Here is a 15,633-nt window from a genome sequence, read left to right as displayed (position 1 = left end):
CAGCCTTCCCCGCGCGGACGAGCGGACCATCAGGCCGATGTTCGGGTCAGGTAAGGATCACCGGGCAGCCGGACCGTGAAGGCGGCGCCGCCCTCGGGCGCGTGGCCCGCGACGATCTCGCCGCCCAGCCGCCGGACCAGCCCGGCGGCGAGTGCCAGGCCCAGCCCGCTGCCCACCTTGCGCACCCCCCGGTAGCGCTCGTGCAACGCCCCCCGCTCGAACGCCACCGCCAGGTCGTCGTCGGTGAAGCCGGGCCCGCCGTCGCGGACCTCCAGCACACCGCCGGCCGCCGGGTCCGCACCGACCGGCCGGACCGCGAGCACCACGGGCGCCCCCGGGGGTACGACCCGCAGCGCGTTCTCCAGCAACCCGTCCAGCACCTGTCGGATGCGACCCGGATCGGTGTACGCGGACACCGGCTGACCGGGCGCCTCCACGCGGAACGACACACCCACCGCGGCGCACCGACCCGACCAGGTCGGCTCGGCGTCGGCGGCCAGCCGGGTCAGGTCGACAGGCACCGGCTCCAGCGGAAAGTCGGCGGCCTCCAGCCGGGCCAACGCCAGCAGGTCGCCGATCAGGCGGTCCAGGTGCTGGGCCTCGACCAGCATGGTCCGGCCGGTGTCGGCGGTGCCGTCCGCGTCGATGACGCCGTCGGCCAGCGCCTCGGCGTACCCCCGGATCGCGGTCAGCGGGGTCCGCAGCTCGTGCGAGACGGAGAGCAGGAACTCACGCTGCCGGCCCTCGCTGGTGGTCAGGGCCGCCGCCAACCCGTTCAGCGCCTCGGCCAGGTCGGCGACCTCGTCCGGCGGTTCGACAGGCACCCGGACGGCACGGTCTCCGGCCCGCAGTCGGGCGGCGGCGGTGGCCGCGACGCGGATCGGTCGGGCCAGTCGGCGGGCCAGCAGGAGACCGGCCACCACGCCGGCGGCCAACCCGGCCAGCAGCGGCAACCAGAGGCTGAGCAGCACCTGCGCCCACAACCCGTTCGACGAGGCGCGGGACAGCACCACCCCGTTGCCGCCCGGCAGCGCCCGGCCCTCCACCAGGGCGCGGTGGCCGTTGACCGGGCGGCGGGCCGACACGTTGCGGCCCTGCCCGATCCGCTGCACCACACGCGGCGGAAGGCCCGACCGGTCGACGGTCCCGCGCCGGATCAGGTACGCGTCGATGCCCTGGTCGCGCAGTTGCTGGATGAGCCGCTCCTCGTCGACGGTGCGACCCCGGTCCAGCCGGGTGCGCAGCACCTCGGCGGCGAGTCGGGCCTGCGCGGCGAGCGCCTGCTGGTCGCGTCGCTCCGCGCCGCGGATCGCCAGTGGCACCGCGACGATTGCCGTGACGAGCACCGACACCAGTGCCACCGCGCAGGTGACCAGCACCGCGCGGGCGGTAAGCGTGCGGCCGAGACGGCTGCGCCGGGGTGCGGCCGGCGGGCGGGCGCCGACCACCGGCAGTGCCATGGTCGGCGACTCGGCGCGCACCGGCTGCTCAGGCATCGACCGCGTACCCCACGCCCCGGTGGGTACGGATGACGCTGGCCGGGCCGAGCTTCGCCCGCACCTGCGCGACGTGCACGTCCACCGTGCGGGTCCCGGCGTGCGCGGCGTAACCCCAGACGCCGGCCAGCAGCTCCTCCCGGGTGAAGACCCGGCCCGGCCGGGCCATGAGATGCGCCAGCAGGTCGAACTCGGTGGAGGTGAGCTGCACCGGTACGCCGCCGGCGGTGACCGTCCGCCGGGCCGGGTCGAGGGTCACCGGGCCGACGATGCGCTGTCGTTCCGCGCCCTCGGGGCCACCGGCGCTGCGGCGCAGCACCGCGCGGACCCGGGCGACCAGCTCGCGCGGACTGAACGGCTTCGTCACGTAGTCGTCGGCGCCCAGCTCCAGGCCGACGATCCGGTCCACCTCGTCGTCGCGGGCGGTGAGGAAGATGACGGGCGTCCAGTCACCGGCCTCGCGCAACCGGCGGCAGATCTCGGTGCCGGGGAGACCGGGCAGGGCGATGTCCAGGACGCAGGCGACCGGCCGCAGCCGGCGGGCGGCGCTCAGGCCGGCCTCGCCGTCGCGTTCGAGGTGGACGCCGAACCCGTCGCGGGTGAGGTAGAGCCGGACCAGGTCGGCGATGGCCGGCTCGTCCTCGACCACGAGGACGAGCCCGCGGTGCGGCGGTTCGACTGTCACCGGCCCATGATTGCCGACCCGGTCGGTTCGGCGCGATCGGTGCGTGTTCGAGTTCGGTAAAGGAGACGTGAACGGCGACCGGCCCGCCGGGCGTCAGCGCGCCACGGCGGGGCGGAACGCGCTGGGTCGGACGGCGGCCGGCGCGTCACCGATGGTGGCGACGATCCGCTCGCGGGGTGCCCGCAGGCGGGTCCGGAACGCGTGGTTGAGCAGCGCGTCGAGCTGCCACACCTGCTTCGGGTGGCTGGTGCGGATGAGGAACCGCTCGCGGATCCCGTCGATCGCGGTGGCGGCCAGCTCGACCGACCCCAGCCGGGGGTCCGGGCTCCAGGTGACGTTGCTCAGCTCGCGCAGCTCGGTGTTGAGGTGCAGGCGCAGCCGGTGCAGGAGCCTCGTCTGCTGGGTCACCACCAGTCGGCGGTGGGTGAGCAGCAACAGGTAGTCGCCGGTGACCGGACGGTCGGGGCGGCTGCACCGGGTGACCAGGATGGTGGCGTCACCCGAGCCCACGCAGCGGCGGAAGACCGGCATGTGCCGGCTCACCGTCTGTACGGCCAGGCCGGCCTCGGTGGCGGCCGGGAGGAACGTTCGAGAGAAGACGTCCATGACCTGCCCAACGACCTCCCCGCACCGGTGACGTGGGTCACGTCGGACTTTTGGAAGTTCCACGCGGCGCGTCGCACCGCCTGTCCGACTTCCGACCGGACGGATGTCGGTCAGCCTTCGGGCGCAAGAGGGGAGGCGGCGAACAGTTCGGCAAGCCATCCGGGCACCGCCTCGGCGTACTCCGCCCGGGCCGGGTCGGCCGTGTCCAGGGCCCGCCGCCAGGAGAGCGACCGGCTCACCGCGCCCAGGTTCATGGCCAGGTCGGCGGCCTCGACGAGGGTACGGCGGTCGTAGCGGTCGGTCCACGACTCCAGGTAGACGTCGCGCAGCCGGGCGAGGCTGGCGTCGTCCGCCGACAACGCGCTGGCGTACCGGATGGAGCGCAGGGTCACCAGCAGCGTGCCGAACGGGTGCGCCACCGAGGCGTCGCCCCAGTCGAAGTAGCGGTACCCGGCCGGCCCGGCGAAGACGTTCCCGTCGTGCAGGTCGTCGTGCTGCACGGTGGCCGGGATGCCGATGTCCGCGAGCCGGCGACACCGCTGCGCGTACGCCGGAACCTCCGCCCGCAACCGCTCGTACGTTTCGACGGCGAGCCCGCCCTCCGCGCCGACGCGCAGCGAATCGCGATCGTCGAGCAGTTCGGCGAGCAGTCCGGGCAGCACCTCCGGGCGGTGGTCCGGTACGCCGAGCGCGACCAGCTCGTCGGCGTGCGGCGTGGTGGCGAGTTGGAGGGCCGCGTACCCGGGCAACGCCCGTTCCCAGTGCGCCAGGTCGGGGTCGCGGCCCAGCACGTCACGCAGTGACTCGCCGCCGTCGGGAAGCAGCGACCAGCCCCGCTCCCGGTCCACGGCGATCGGGGTCAGCACCCGCTCGGGCGTCAACCCGGCCAGCATCGCGATGAGGACCGCCTCGTGGACCGTGCCCCGGTTGTTGGCCTTGAACCAGACCGGCCCGCCGTCGGTCGGCACCCGCCAGACCAGCGACCACGGCCGGACTCGGGGCTCGACAGGCCCGGTGACCCGGCGACCGGCGTTGCCGAGTTGCTCGTCGACCCAGGTTCGGGCCTCCTGCTGCCACTGCACGCTGGACCAGTCGGGGGCGCGCTCGTCGGCGATCGTCGTCACGATGGGCACCCTAGGCGGCGTGCCTGACCGGGGCGAGACCATTTCCGCGGTGCTCCTCGGGCTGGCGGCCGAGCCGGCGGGTCAGACCGGCCCGACGGTTCCGGCCGACGGCGGGTCGCCGGGTCAGAGCAGCTCGACGATGGTGGCGTTGGCCATGCCGCCGCCCTCGCACATGGTCTGCAGGCCGTAGCGGAGCCCGTTGTCCCGCATGTGCTGGAGCATCGTGGTCATGATCCGGGCGCCGGAGCCACCGAGCGGGTGCCCGAGGGCGATCGCGCCACCGCGCGGGTTGAGCCGCTCCGGGTCCGCCTCGGTCTCCGCCAGCCAGGCCAGCGGTACCGGGGCGAACGCCTCGTTCACCTCGTACACCCCGATCTCCTCGATGCCCAGCCCCGCGCGGCGCAGCGCCTTCGCGGTGGCCGGGATGGGCGCGGTGAGCATGGTGACCGGGTCGTCGGCCGCGACCACCGCGGTGTGGATGCGGGCCAGCGGGCGCAGACCGTGCCGGCTCGCCCAGTCGGACGTGGTCACCGCGAGCGCGGCGGCGCCGTCGGAGATCTGGGACGCGGACCCGGCGGTGACCACGCCGTCGGCGCGGAACGGGGTGGCCAGTTCACCGAGCTTGTCCAGCGAGGTGTCCCGACGGATGCCCTCGTCGGCGGTGAACTTGCCACCATCGGCGAGCGGCACCGGTGTCAGCTCGGGGTCGAACGCCCCGGCGTCCTGCGCGGCGGCTGCCTTCTCGTGGCTGGCGAGCGCGAACTCGTCGAGCTGCGTACGCGAGAGGCGCCAACGGCGGGCGATCAGCTCGGCCCCGACGCCCTGGTTGAACGGCAGCGGCGCGTCGTCGGCGAAGCCCTCGACACCCCGGTAGCGGGCGCGGAGCTGGTCGCTGAACGGCATGCCGCCCGCCACGCTGGAGCCCATCGGCACCCGGGTCATCGACTCCACACCGCCGGCGACCACCAGGTCGGCCTGGCCGGAGAGGACTGTCGCGGCGGCGAAGTGCAGGGCCTGCTGGCTGGAGCCGCACTGCCGGTCCAGCGTGGTGCCGGGCACCGTCTCGGGCCAGCCGGCGGCGAGCACCGCGTTGCGGGCGATGTTCCAGGACTGCTCGCCGACCTGGGACACGCAGCCCCAGAAGACGTCATCGACCTGCGCCGGGTCCAGGCCGGTGCGCTCGGCGAGGGCGCGCAGCACGTGCGCCGACAGGTCGACCGGGTGGACACCGGCGAGGCTGCCCTTGCGCCGCCCGACCGGGGTACGCACCGCGCCGACGATGACCGCGTCACTCATGTTTACTCCCCGGTAACTTGGGCTGCCCCGATCCTACGTCGTCCGTGGAACCCTCGTCCGCCCACGGGCCGAGGTGCCGCTACTCCCGGCATCCGCCGACCGCTGGCATGCTGGGCGGGTGGACGAGATCTCCCCGGTGCGGCAGTGGCGGGTGCCGACGAACCTGCCGGTGGCCAAGCTGGCCGGCGCGGTCCTGCTGGTCGCCCTCGGTCTGCTCTTCGCCGACGGCGACCCGATCCGGCTGGTCGTGGCCGGTGTGGCCGCCGCCGCACTGGCCGCCTGGGCGGTACGGGACCTGGTCGCGCCGGTCCGCCTGACCGTCGATCCGGCGGGGCTCACCGTCATCCACGGCTTCGCCGGCCGGCGGCTGCTGCCGTGGCCGACGGTCGAGGCGATCACCGTGGACCGCCGGCAGCGGTGGGGGCTGACCGGCGAGGTCCTGGAGATCGACGCGGGCGAGTCGCTGCACCTGTTCGGCAGGTACGACCTCGGCGCCACCCCCGAGGAGGTGGCCGCCGAACTGCGCGCCGCCCGCCGACACCCCTGAGCGTCAGCTCAGCAGTTGCGCGGTGCGGAACAGGACCAGGCCGAGCAGGATCAACAGGATGATCGCGCCGCCCACGCCCTGCACCAGCGTGCGCCGACCACGCGGCGCGTACGCGAGCACCGCCGCCATCGCGCCGCCGACCACCAGGCCGCCGAGGTGCCCGGGGATGGAGATGCCCGGCACGGTCAACGTGAACACCAGGTTGATCACCAGGATGGGGATCACCTGGGAGATGTCCCGGCCGAGCTTGCGCTCGATGATGATCAGCGCGGCGAAGAGGCCGAAGACGGCAGTGGACGCGCCGGCCGTCGCCGAGTTCTGGGCGCTGAACAGATAGGCGGCCACGTTGCCGCCGAGGCCCGCGACCAGATAGAGCGCGCCGAAGCGCAGCGGCCCGAGGTTGGCCTCCAGCGACCGGCCGAGCACCCACAGCGCCCACATGTTGAGGAGCAGGTGGATGACGCCGTAGTGCAGGAACATCGCGGTGATCAGCCGATACCACTGACCCTCGGCGATGCCGCCGAGCGTGCCGTCGGGGAGGACCGCCAACCCGAGCACCGAACCCCAGTTGGTGAGCGGGGTCCCGCCGCCCATCAGCCCGCCGAAGCCGGAGCCGCCGAGCGCGGCGTCCCCGCCCCGGTCGGAGGCGATGGACAGCAGCATGACCAGCACGTTCAGGGCGATGATGCCCTTGGTGACGTAGCCGTGCCGGCCGGCCGTACCACCACCGAAGGCGGTACGTGCCGGCCGGACGGTGCGGCGACCTTCGTTGACGCACTCCGGGCACTGGTGCCCGACGGACGCCTCCCGCATGCAGTCCGGACAGATCGGCCGGTCGCAGCGGGTGCACCGGACGTAGGTCTCCCGGCCAGGGTGCCGGTAGCAGACCGGGGTGGTCGGCGGGGACTCGCTCACCGGGCCGGTCCTCCGTCCGCCACCGCGCGGCTCACCGACGCTGGCCGGCGCGGTGCTCCGGAGCGCTCAATCATGCGAGCAAAGGTACCTCGCGGGTTCGTCAGGCGGCAGACCGCTCGATCTCGACCCGCTCGATGACGACGTCCTGCAGCGGACGGTCGCTCGGGCCGGTCGGGGTGTTGGCGATCGAGTCGACGACCTTCACCGACTCCTCGTCGGCGACCTGACCGAAGATGGTGTGCCGGTTGTTGAGGTGCGGGGTCGGGGACACCGTGATGAAGAACTGCGAACCGTTGGTGCCCGGTCCGGCGTTCGCCATCGCCAGCAGGTACGGCCGGTCGAAGCGCAGCTCCGGGTGGAACTCGTCGGCGAACTTGTAGCCCGGCCCGCCCCGACCGGTGCCGGTCGGGTCGCCCATCTGAACCATGAAACCGCTGATCACGCGGTGCGAGATGGTGCCGTCGTAGTACGGCCCACTGCCCGGCTGACCGGTGCGCGGGTCGGTGTATTCCCGGTTGCCCTCGGCCAGGTCGATGAAGTTGCGGACCGTCTTCGGAGCGTGGTTTTCGAAGAGCTCCAGCCGGATCGGGCCAGCGTTGGTGTGCAGGGTGGCGTAGACAGCCTCGGCCACGGGTACTCCTCACTCGTTGGTCAGTTCCATGCGGATCCTCCCATGTGCCCGATCTGGCATCGCGGAGGCATCCGAAGGTGGAGGATGACGAAGGAACAACTCCCAGGAGGTAGGACCGTGTTTGGAATCGGGCGGCGTCAGTCCCAGGGCCAGCTCGCCAAGGCAGAGCTGAACCAGAGCATCAGCCACCTGATGCAGGCAGCCAACCACGCCGCCAAGGGCGCGGGCGCGACTGTCGGTCCGCGGGTCCAGGTGGCCCGGGGCTATGTCGGGCCGGCCGCGGTGAAGGTGCGCGACCGCGCGTCGACCGGCTGGGGAACCACACTCACCACGCTGGCACCGCTGGCGGCGGCGGCCCGGGACGGCGCCACGCAGGCAGGGCCGCTGACCAGGAAGGCCAAGTCGAAGACCATGCGGATCACCGGTAAGAAGAAGCAGCCGCGCCGTCGCGGCTCGATGATGACCGGCCTGCTGGCCGCGGGCGCCATCGCGGGCCTGGCCGGCGCTGTCGCCCTGCGTCGCCGCCGGGAGCAGCAGGAGTGGGCCGAGTACGACCCGACCCGCACCCTGGAGCCGATGCGCGACGAGGTCGACTCGATCGAGGTGCGTACGCCGGCCGCGCCGACCGCGACCAAGGGGACCGACGGTTCCGCCATGGCCGGGATGACCGGCGCCGGCAGCTCGGCGGTGGCCGGCGGCGACAGCGCCAGCACCACCGGCACGGCCAAGCCGGGCAGTGTCCGCCCGACCAACAAGGTCCCGTCGGTCGCCGAGGGAGCCACTGACGTCTCCGGGCGCCCGACCGACGACCTCACCAAGGCCCTGGGCAAGGACACCGCCCGCACCAACGGCCGCCGCTGACCCCCGGCACAGCAACGCAGCGAGCGCCGGCGACGCGGGTTCACCCCGCTCGCCGGCGCTCTCGCGATTCCTGCCGGCGCTGTCGCGGGTCAGAGCCAGCCGTTGCGGCGGAACCAGCGGTAGAGGGCCAGGGAGACACCGAGCATCAGGGCCAGGGCCACCGGATAGCCGTACGTCATCTTCAGCTCAGGCATGTTGTCGAAGTTCATGCCCTCGACGCCGGCGATGGAGGTCCAGACCGCGGCGATGGCCGCCCACGCGGCGATCTTGCGCATGTCGTTGTTCTGGTCGACGGTGACCTGGGCCAGCCGCGCCTGAAGGATCGAGTTCAGCAGGTCGTCGTACGAGTTCACCTGCTCGACGGTGCGGCTCAGGTGGTCCTGCACGTCCCGGAAGTACTTGCGGATCTCCTTGGGCACGTCGCGGTTGACCTGGGAGGTCAGGTTCATCAGCGGCCGCTGCAACGGGACCACGGCACGCTTGAACTCCACCAGCTCCCGCTTCATCTGGTAGATCCGCTGGATCCGGCCGTGGCTGTTGCGGTCGAAGACCTCGGCCTCCAGCTGATCCAGGTCGTCCTCAAGCTGCTCGGCCACCTCCAGATAGAGGTCGACCACCCGGTCGGTCACGCCGTACGCCACCGCCCATGGGCCCTGGAGCAGCAACTCCTGCTTGGTCTCCAGGTCGGCGCGGACCGGGGAGAGCCGGCAGGCGTCCCCGTGCCGGACACTGATCAGGAAGTTCGGGCCGATGAAGAGCATCACCTGGCCGGTCTCGACGACCTCGGAGGTCTCGGTCAGCTCGGTGTGCTCGCAGTAGCGGGCGGTGCGCAGGACCAGGAAGCTGACGTCGTTGAACCGCTCCAGCTTGGGTCGCTGCTCGGCCTTCACCGCGTCCTCGACGGCCAGCTCGTGCAGGCCGTACGTCTCGGCGATGGCGGTCATCTCGGCCAGCTCCGGCTGGTGCAGCCCGATCCAGACGAAGCCGTGCTCCTCGCGGCGTGCCGCCTCCAGCGCCTCCGAGTAGGTCCAGTCGCCGGGCTGCCGCTTGCCGTCGATGTAGAGCGCGCAGTCGACCACCCCGCTGCGGCCGGTGCCGGTGGGGGCCGGAGTGGGCGGCGATCCGTCGGCGTTGAGCATCCTGGTCACCGCCCGGACCGGGGACGGCCAGGCCCGGGGTCGCAGCACCCGGGACGTGTTCAGCGGGGCCGTCCGGCCCTGCTCTGCCCGATCCGTCATCGCGACACCTCCCCGCGCTCGCCTGCGGCTTGCAGGCTACGCCGATGGTCGCCACCGGCAGGTGTGACGGCGGTCGCGGGTGCGGCGCCGGGCGGGCCGGGCCGCATCGGGGGGTGAAGGACGACACGGCCCACCCGGCGCCCGTGGGGGCGGGGGTTGTGCTGCACGCGTGGCCCGAGGTGGCGGCGGGGTGACCCTCGCTGCACCTGACGGGTGACGCTCGCAGCATTGTGAGCCGCCGGCCGCCCGCTGGGGAGTCCCGGGACGGCCGGCATCGTCGTTCTGTCGGGAACCCGACAGAAAATCAGCTCCGAATGGCTTCGACAGCCGACGCCAGCCGGCGGACACCCTCGTCGATCTTGTCGGCCGTCACGGCCGAGAAGGCCAGCCGCAGGGCGTGCCGCCCACCGTCGAGAACGAAGTCGCTGCCCTTGACCACTGCGACACCGCGCTCGGCCGCAGCCGGGGCGAGCTGATCGACAAACACGTCCTCGGGGAACTCCACCCACAGGAAGTAGCCGCCGTCGGGCTCCACGAACCGGGCCTGCGGCAGGTGCTGGCGCAGCGACTCGGCCAGCACCCGGGCGCGTTCGCCCAGCGCCGACCGGACGGTCTCGATCGAGCGGTCGATGTCGCCGGACACGCAGAACTGGTGCACGATCGCCTGCGACACCATGCCGGGCGAGATGTAGAGGCTCGTCGCGTTCTTGGCGATGTCGGCGATCAGATCCGCCGGACCGACCAGATAGCCGACCCGCACGCCCGGGCAGACGGTCTTGGTGAAGCTCGACGCGTGCACGACCACGTTGCGGGTGTCCAGCGAGAGCATCGACGGCAGCGCCTCGCCGCGGAAGCGGATGTCCGCGTACGGGTCGTCCTCGAAGATCGTGAACTCGTACTCGGCCGCCAGGTCGAGCAGTTCGCGGCGCTTCTCCAGCGACAGGGTCATGCCGGCCGGGTTCTGGTAGTTCGGGATGACGTGGGCCAGCCGGGGGCGGACCCCTGACTCCAGCAGCTTGCGCAGCTCGGCGGTGTCCAGACCGTCGGGCTGGACCGAGATGCCGTGCAGCTCGCTGCCCATCCGCTGGAGGTTGAGCAGCGTGCGGTCGTACGTCGGACGCTCCACCACCACCGCGTCGCCGGGACGGACCAGGTGGTCGAAGAGGAAGGCGTCGGCCTGGAGCGAGCCGTTGGTGACCAGCACCTGGTTGGCTTCGACCCCGTGCTTCTCGGCGATCCACTTTCGCAGCGGAAGGTAACCGACGGAGGTGCCGTACGCCGTGACCCCCGCGGGGTCGGCGTCGAAGGCGCGTACGGCGGCGGCCTTGAGCCCCTCGACATCGACGATGTCCAGCGAGGGCGCCCCACGGGCAAAGGAGATCAGCTGCTCGGCGGTCATGGATATTGAGCGTACGGGCGGCGGCGGGCGACGCGCGGACGGCACGGCGATGTCCGCATCCTGAGCCACCGGGACGGGTGACCCGGGTCGGCCGGTCGCCGTCAGATCAGACCGGAAGTGCGAGCGAGTCGTGCTGCGGCGCGCGGGAAAGGCCCTCCAACTGCACGCCGAGCGCGTCGAGGAGCTGGCTCCAGTCGAAGTAGGAGCGCCACGCGACGATCCGGCCCCGGCGTGCCCGGACGATGTCGGCAACCTCCCAGCTCACCGACCGGCCGGTCGGAGCGACGGTGCCGTACGGCGAGTGCAGCGTGCCGGTGTGGGTGCCGCTGAGGCGCAGCTCCACTGCCGCGCCGCCGGACGTGCGCACCGAGCCCAGCGGATCGACCCGCAGATCTCCGAAGGCACCCGTCCAGGTGCGCAGCAGCGCGGGCAGCTCGATCGGGCGGACCGTGACACCCGGCATGGCGTAGAACGCCTCCGGGGCGTACAGGTCCGGCAGTCGGGCCACGTCCCGCCGCAGAAGCATCGCGTACTGCTGCTCGATTAGGCGCTCCGCGTCACGCATCGGGCCCTCCCCCACGGGACACGGAATCTCCGCGCCCGCGAGGGATCCTTACCCGTCGATCCGGCCTGGCACACCTCGCGGGGTCAGGTCGTGGCGGCCACCTGGCTCTCGGCCCAGACCCGCATGATGTCCCGGACCGAGATCACCCCGGCCACCTCCCGGCCGTCGAGCACCACCAGGTGCCGGAAGCCGCCGCGGGCCATCGCGGCGGCGGCCTCGGCGACCGTCCACTCCGGCCCCGCGTAGACCACGTCCCAGGTCAGGTGGGCGCCGGTGCGTTCGGTGTCGCAGTCGAGGCCCGCGCCGATGGCCTTCAACACGTCGCGTTCGGTCATGATCCCGATTCCCTCGGACTCGGGGTCGATCACGACCGCCGACCCGACACCGCGGGCCGACATCATCCGGGCCGCCTGACGCAGCGTGTGCTCCGGACCGACGACGAGGACCTGGCTGGACATCGCTTCCCGTACCTGCATCACACATCACCCCTTTGGGACGGTGGCATTCGGTACGCACATGGTCGTCGGTGGATGTTTCCGGGACAAGACCGGGCATCGTCGCGATGCCGGGCCGCTCGCTACTGTCGAAGCGTGTCCACCGAGCCCCTGCGCTGCGCCGGCGCGCTGATCGTCGACCACGACGGCCGAATCTTCTTCCAGCGCCGCTCACCCCACCGGCGCCTGTTTCCCAACTGCTGGGACGTCGTCGGCGGCCACCTGGAACCGGGCGAGGAGATCGCGGAGGAGGGCTTCGCCACCCTGCGGTCGATCGATCGGTGAACACCGTCGAGCTGGCGCCGTACCGGATCGCCGGGCTGCTCGCCCCGGCCGTGGACCGGGCGTTCCGCGCCGGCATGCTGGCCGGCCGCGACGGTGGCGGCGCCGAGTTGAGCCAGCGGTACGGCGGGCCGACGGCGAACGGCTTCCTGGTGGACCTGCGCACCCGGCTCGCCGCGCCGGGCGGCACCGTTGACGGGCCGGGTTTCGCGGCGATCACCCGCTACGCCGACCCGGTCGCGGTCCGCCGGGCGGTCGACAAGCAGGTGGCGTACGGCATGCTGCACCGCCGTCCGGACGGGTCCCTCTCCGCCACCGAGCGGGGGGCCGCGTTCCTCACCGAGCTGTACCAGGTGCACGCCGAGGTCACCGAGGAACTGTGGGCCGGGCACGACGAACGGGTCACGCGGCTGGTGGCGGCGCTCGGCCGGCTGCTGACGTACGCCCTGGTGCTGGCCGACGCCGACGGCGACCGGAACGGGTCGGCGTTCGCGGCGCTGGCGCCCCCGCACGAGCCGGACGGCACCCCGCCCGGCGTCCTGCTGCTCAACCGGCTCGGCACGCTGCGTTACCACCGGGCCGACGCGCACGCCGCCGCCTGGACGGCCGCCGGGCACACCGCGTCAAGCGTCGCCGCCCTGCCTCCCGGCCCCGAGCGGCTGGCCATCGAGCTGGAGACCGACCGCCGGGCGGCCGGCCCGTACGACGCGCTCGACGCCGAGGAGCGGCTGACCATGCTCGCCGACCTGGCCGCGCTGCCCGGCTGACCCGGTTGGCCGGAGCGGCACGGCCGGCCGGCGCTATCCTCCAGCGGTGACGGGGAGCAGGACGAGGGAGGATGTCGCGATGATCGGAATGGTGCTCGCGGCCGGCGCGGGACGACGGCTGCGCCCGTACACCGACACCCTGCCCAAGGCGTTGGTGCCGGTGGACGGCGAGACGACGATCCTGGACATCGCGCTGGGCAACCTGGCCGAGGTCGGGCTCACCGACATCGTGATCGTGGTCGGCTACGCGGCGGACGCGGTCCGCGAGCGGCAGGCCGACCTGGAGAAGAAGTACGGGGTCACGCTCACCCTGGTGCACAACGACAAGGCCGAGGAGTGGAACAACGCCTACTCCCTCTGGCTGGCCCGGGAGTACTTCGCGCGCGGGGTGCTGCTGGTCAACGGGGACACCGTGCACCCGGTGAGCATCGAGAAGACGCTGCTGGCCGAGCGCGGCCCGGGCATCCTGCTCGCGGTGGACACCCTCAAGCCGCTGGCCGAGGAGGAGATGAAGACCACCTTCGACGCCGCCGGCCAGCTCACCCGGATCACCAAGATCATGGACCCGGGCGAGGCGTACGGGGAGTACATCGGCGCGACGCTTATCGAGCCGCAGGTCGCCGACGCCCTGGCCGACGCCCTGGAGGCGACCTGGCGGCGGGACCCGAACCTCTACTACGAGGACGGCTACCAGGAGTTCGCCGACCGTGGCGGCGAGGTGCGGGCGGCGCCCATCGGCGACGTCCCCTGGGTCGAGGTCGACAACCACGCCGACCTGGCCCGCGCGCGGGAGATCGCGTGCCGCTACTAGCTCGGAGCGTCCTCACCCCGCTGCACATCGACGTGCGGCGCGGGGCGGTCGCCGACCTGGCCGCGATCCTCGCCGACGGGCGGATCTCCGCCGGCGGTGATGTCGCGGTGGTGGTCGGCCCGGGCCAGGGCGCGCAGATCGCGGAGCTGATCCGACCGTCGCTGCGCTCGGCCGACGTGTTCACCGTCGCCGGGGCGACCCTCGACGCCGCCGACGACCTCGGCGGCAAGCTCCGCGCCCGGTCGTACGACGCGGTGGTCGGCATCGGCGGCGGCAAGACCATCGACGTGGCCAAGTACGCGGCCACCCGGCGCGGGCTGCCGATGGTGTCGGTGGCGACCAGCCTCGCCAACGACGGGATCGGCTCCCCGGTGGCCAGCCTGATCACCGACGGGATCAAGGGCTCCTACGGGGTGCACATCCCCATCGCGGTGATCGTCGACCTGGACTTCGTGGAGAGCGGCCCGGACCGGCACAACCGGGCCGGCATCGGCGACGTGATCAGCAACATCAGCGCACTGGCCGACTGGGAGCTGTCCCGGCGGGTACGCGGCGAACCGGTCGATGGCCTGGCCGCCTCGCTGGCCCGGGCGGGCGCCGAAGCGGTGCTCAACCACCCCGGCGACATGACCGACGACGCCTTCGTCACCGTGCTGGCCGAGGCGTTGATCTCCAGCGGTCTGGCCATGGCGGTCTGCGGCACCAGCCGTCCGTCCAGCGGCGGCTGCCACGAGATCATGCACGCCGTCGACTCGCTCTTCCCCGCTACCGCCTCGCACGGTGAGCTGGCCGGGCTGGGCGCGCTGTTCTGCACCTGGCTGCGCGGAGACCTGCGCCGCTTCGGGGAGATGTCGGCCTGCCTCGCCCGGCACGGTCTGCCCCGACTGCCCGCCGAGGTGGGGCTCACCGACGACCAGTTCATCGAGGCGGTGCAGTTCGCGCCGCGTACCCGGCCGGACCGGTACACGATCCTCGAGCACCTGGCCCTGTCGCCTACCGAGACGCGGGAGCGGCTGGCAGACTACGCCGGTGCAATCCGCGACCAGCTTGGCTGACCCCCGTCCCACCGTCGCCGACTTCCACCGGGTGAACCGGGGCGGCGGCCTGTTCAGCGAGTCGATCAGCCAGTGGCTCGGGGCCGTCTTCGCGTTGGTCGCGCAACGCCTCGGGCTGCGCCCGACCGCGCTCACCCTCACCAACCTGGTGCTCGGGCTGGCCACCTCGGTCACCGTTGTGGCGCTCGCCGGGCCGGTCGCCGACGGGGACGTACCGGCCTGGGTCGTCGGCCTGCTCGCCCTGATCGGCTGGCAGGTCGCGTACTCCCTGGACTGCGCCGACGGGCAGCTCGCCCGGGTGACCGGCCAGGGCAGCCCGGCCGGCGCACGGATCGACATTCTCTGCGACGTGGCGGCGCAGATCGCCCTGGTGGCCGCGCTGGCCGCCACCGCCGTGGCGCAGGAGCCGTCGACGCCTAGCTGGCTCGTGGCGACCTTCGCGGGCACCTGGATGGTCAACCTGGTCACGTCGGTGATGCAGTCCGGCCCGAACGCGGCCAGCATGGTCACCTCGACCTCGCTGCCGGTACGCCTGGCCAAGCTGGTCCGCGACTACGGCGCGGTGGTCTTCGTGGCCGCAGTGGTGCTGGCCGTGGCCCCCGCGCTGGTCCTCTGGGTGCTGGTGGCGTTCACGATCGTCAACGGCGGCTTCCTGCTGGCCAGCATCGCCTTCTCCGCCCGCGCCTCGCTGCGCTGATCCCCGCCCGCGCCTCGCTGCGCTGATGCCCCGCCCGCGCCGCTCCCAGACCGGCGCCAAGGGTGTTCGAGTCGTCCTTTGCTCTGCTTCAGCCCAGGAAACACGTGGCGTCCGATATCCGGACACCGGGTGTTTCCTCCGCTGAAGCAGAGCAAAGGGAGCGA

General features: G+C 72.6%; 18 protein-coding genes. 7 read left to right on the top strand and 11 right to left on the bottom strand.

What is annotated here, in order from left to right:
- Nucleotides 1-29: 29 nt before the first annotated feature.
- The 5 genes from AB0B97_RS09070 to AB0B97_RS09050 form a co-directional block, all read right to left on the bottom strand.
- The gene (locus AB0B97_RS09070; RefSeq protein WP_357491877.1) at nucleotides 30-1,496 is read right to left on the bottom strand and encodes a HAMP domain-containing sensor histidine kinase; all 1,467 of its coding nucleotides are present in this window, start codon (nucleotides 1,494-1,496) and stop codon (nucleotides 30-32) included.
- Nucleotides 1,489-2,181 carry a response regulator transcription factor gene (locus AB0B97_RS09065; protein WP_357491875.1) on the bottom strand — a complete coding sequence of 231 codons (693 nt, stop codon included), beginning with the start codon at nucleotides 2,179-2,181 and terminating at the stop codon, nucleotides 1,489-1,491. The genes AB0B97_RS09070 and AB0B97_RS09065 overlap by 8 nt, the downstream gene beginning before the upstream one ends.
- Nucleotides 2,182-2,274: 93 nt before the next feature.
- Complete coding sequence (locus tag AB0B97_RS09060) at nucleotides 2,275-2,787, bottom strand: hypothetical protein (protein ID WP_234582600.1); 513 nt, start codon at nucleotides 2,785-2,787, stop codon at nucleotides 2,275-2,277.
- Between the two features lie 110 nt (nucleotides 2,788-2,897).
- Entirely contained in the window at nucleotides 2,898-3,911 is a 1,014-nt protein-coding gene (locus AB0B97_RS09055) for an aminoglycoside phosphotransferase family protein (protein WP_357491873.1), read from the bottom strand.
- A 123-nt stretch (nucleotides 3,912-4,034) separates the two neighbouring features.
- Nucleotides 4,035-5,207 carry an acetyl-CoA C-acyltransferase gene (locus AB0B97_RS09050; RefSeq protein ID WP_357491871.1) on the bottom strand — a complete coding sequence of 391 codons (1,173 nt, stop codon included), beginning with the start codon at nucleotides 5,205-5,207 and terminating at the stop codon, nucleotides 4,035-4,037.
- A gap of 118 nt (nucleotides 5,208-5,325) precedes the next feature.
- Here AB0B97_RS09050 and AB0B97_RS09045 point away from each other — a divergent pair, with 118 nt between their 5' ends.
- Nucleotides 5,326-5,754 carry a PH domain-containing protein gene (locus AB0B97_RS09045; protein ID WP_234582603.1) on the top strand — a complete coding sequence of 143 codons (429 nt, stop codon included), beginning with the start codon at nucleotides 5,326-5,328 and terminating at the stop codon, nucleotides 5,752-5,754.
- A 3-nt stretch (nucleotides 5,755-5,757) separates the two neighbouring features.
- On the opposite strand, the gene AB0B97_RS09040 is transcribed toward AB0B97_RS09045, so the two are convergent.
- Complete coding sequence (locus AB0B97_RS09040) at nucleotides 5,758-6,669, bottom strand: rhomboid family intramembrane serine protease (RefSeq protein ID WP_357491868.1); 912 nt, start codon at nucleotides 6,667-6,669, stop codon at nucleotides 5,758-5,760.
- Nucleotides 6,670-6,769: 100 nt separating this feature from the next.
- On the bottom strand, nucleotides 6,770-7,300 hold the full coding sequence (locus tag AB0B97_RS09035) for a peptidylprolyl isomerase (RefSeq protein ID WP_234582605.1): 531 nt from the start codon (nucleotides 7,298-7,300) through the stop codon (nucleotides 6,770-6,772).
- Between the two features lie 84 nt (nucleotides 7,301-7,384).
- Here AB0B97_RS09035 and AB0B97_RS09030 point away from each other — a divergent pair, with 84 nt between their 5' ends.
- A complete protein-coding gene (locus tag AB0B97_RS09030) occupies nucleotides 7,385-8,161 on the top strand; it encodes a hypothetical protein (protein WP_357491866.1) in 777 nt (258 codons plus the stop codon).
- Between the two features lie 89 nt (nucleotides 8,162-8,250).
- On the opposite strand, the gene corA is transcribed toward AB0B97_RS09030, so the two are convergent.
- The 4 genes from corA to AB0B97_RS09010 form a co-directional block, all read right to left on the bottom strand.
- Complete coding sequence (corA, locus tag AB0B97_RS09025) at nucleotides 8,251-9,399, bottom strand: magnesium/cobalt transporter CorA (protein WP_357491864.1); 1,149 nt, start codon at nucleotides 9,397-9,399, stop codon at nucleotides 8,251-8,253.
- A 304-nt stretch (nucleotides 9,400-9,703) separates the two neighbouring features.
- Entirely contained in the window at nucleotides 9,704-10,798 is a 1,095-nt protein-coding gene (locus tag AB0B97_RS09020) for a PLP-dependent aminotransferase family protein (RefSeq protein WP_234582608.1), read from the bottom strand.
- Between the two features lie 106 nt (nucleotides 10,799-10,904).
- Nucleotides 10,905-11,363 carry an ester cyclase gene (locus AB0B97_RS09015; protein WP_357491861.1) on the bottom strand — a complete coding sequence of 153 codons (459 nt, stop codon included), beginning with the start codon at nucleotides 11,361-11,363 and terminating at the stop codon, nucleotides 10,905-10,907.
- Between the two features lie 83 nt (nucleotides 11,364-11,446).
- Nucleotides 11,447-11,839, bottom strand: coding sequence for a CBS domain-containing protein (locus AB0B97_RS09010; RefSeq protein ID WP_234582610.1), 393 nt, complete (start codon nucleotides 11,837-11,839; stop codon nucleotides 11,447-11,449).
- A gap of 114 nt (nucleotides 11,840-11,953) precedes the next feature.
- Between AB0B97_RS09010 and AB0B97_RS09005 the strand changes: the two genes are divergently transcribed.
- The 5 genes from AB0B97_RS09005 (at nucleotide 11,954) to AB0B97_RS08985 (ending at nucleotide 15,469) form a co-directional block, all read left to right on the top strand.
- On the top strand, nucleotides 11,954-12,142 hold the full coding sequence (locus AB0B97_RS09005; protein ID WP_357491859.1) for an NUDIX domain-containing protein: 189 nt from the start codon (nucleotides 11,954-11,956) through the stop codon (nucleotides 12,140-12,142).
- Nucleotides 12,139-12,906 (top strand): hypothetical protein, encoded by a 768-nt coding sequence (locus AB0B97_RS09000; RefSeq protein ID WP_357491857.1) that lies wholly within the window; start codon nucleotides 12,139-12,141, stop codon nucleotides 12,904-12,906. Before AB0B97_RS09005 ends, AB0B97_RS09000 begins: the two co-directional genes overlap by 4 nt.
- Before the next feature lie 79 nt (nucleotides 12,907-12,985).
- A complete protein-coding gene (locus AB0B97_RS08995) occupies nucleotides 12,986-13,717 on the top strand; it encodes a phosphocholine cytidylyltransferase family protein (RefSeq protein ID WP_007453659.1) in 732 nt (243 codons plus the stop codon).
- Nucleotides 13,705-14,772: an iron-containing alcohol dehydrogenase family protein gene (locus AB0B97_RS08990; RefSeq protein ID WP_357491855.1), complete on the top strand. Its 1,068-nt coding sequence runs from the start codon at nucleotides 13,705-13,707 to the stop codon at nucleotides 14,770-14,772. Before AB0B97_RS08995 ends, AB0B97_RS08990 begins: the two co-directional genes overlap by 13 nt.
- Entirely contained in the window at nucleotides 14,747-15,469 is a 723-nt protein-coding gene (locus AB0B97_RS08985) for a CDP-alcohol phosphatidyltransferase family protein (RefSeq protein ID WP_357491853.1), read from the top strand. Before AB0B97_RS08990 ends, AB0B97_RS08985 begins: the two co-directional genes overlap by 26 nt.
- Nucleotides 15,470-15,633: the final 164 nt, after the last annotated feature.

It is taken from the genome of Micromonospora sp. NPDC049004 (genome assembly GCF_040649315.1).
GTDB lineage: Bacteria > Actinomycetota > Actinomycetes > Mycobacteriales > Micromonosporaceae > Micromonospora.
The sequence above is the reverse complement of the archived record's forward strand: the minus strand, read 5'-3'. Positions and strand labels throughout refer to the sequence as shown.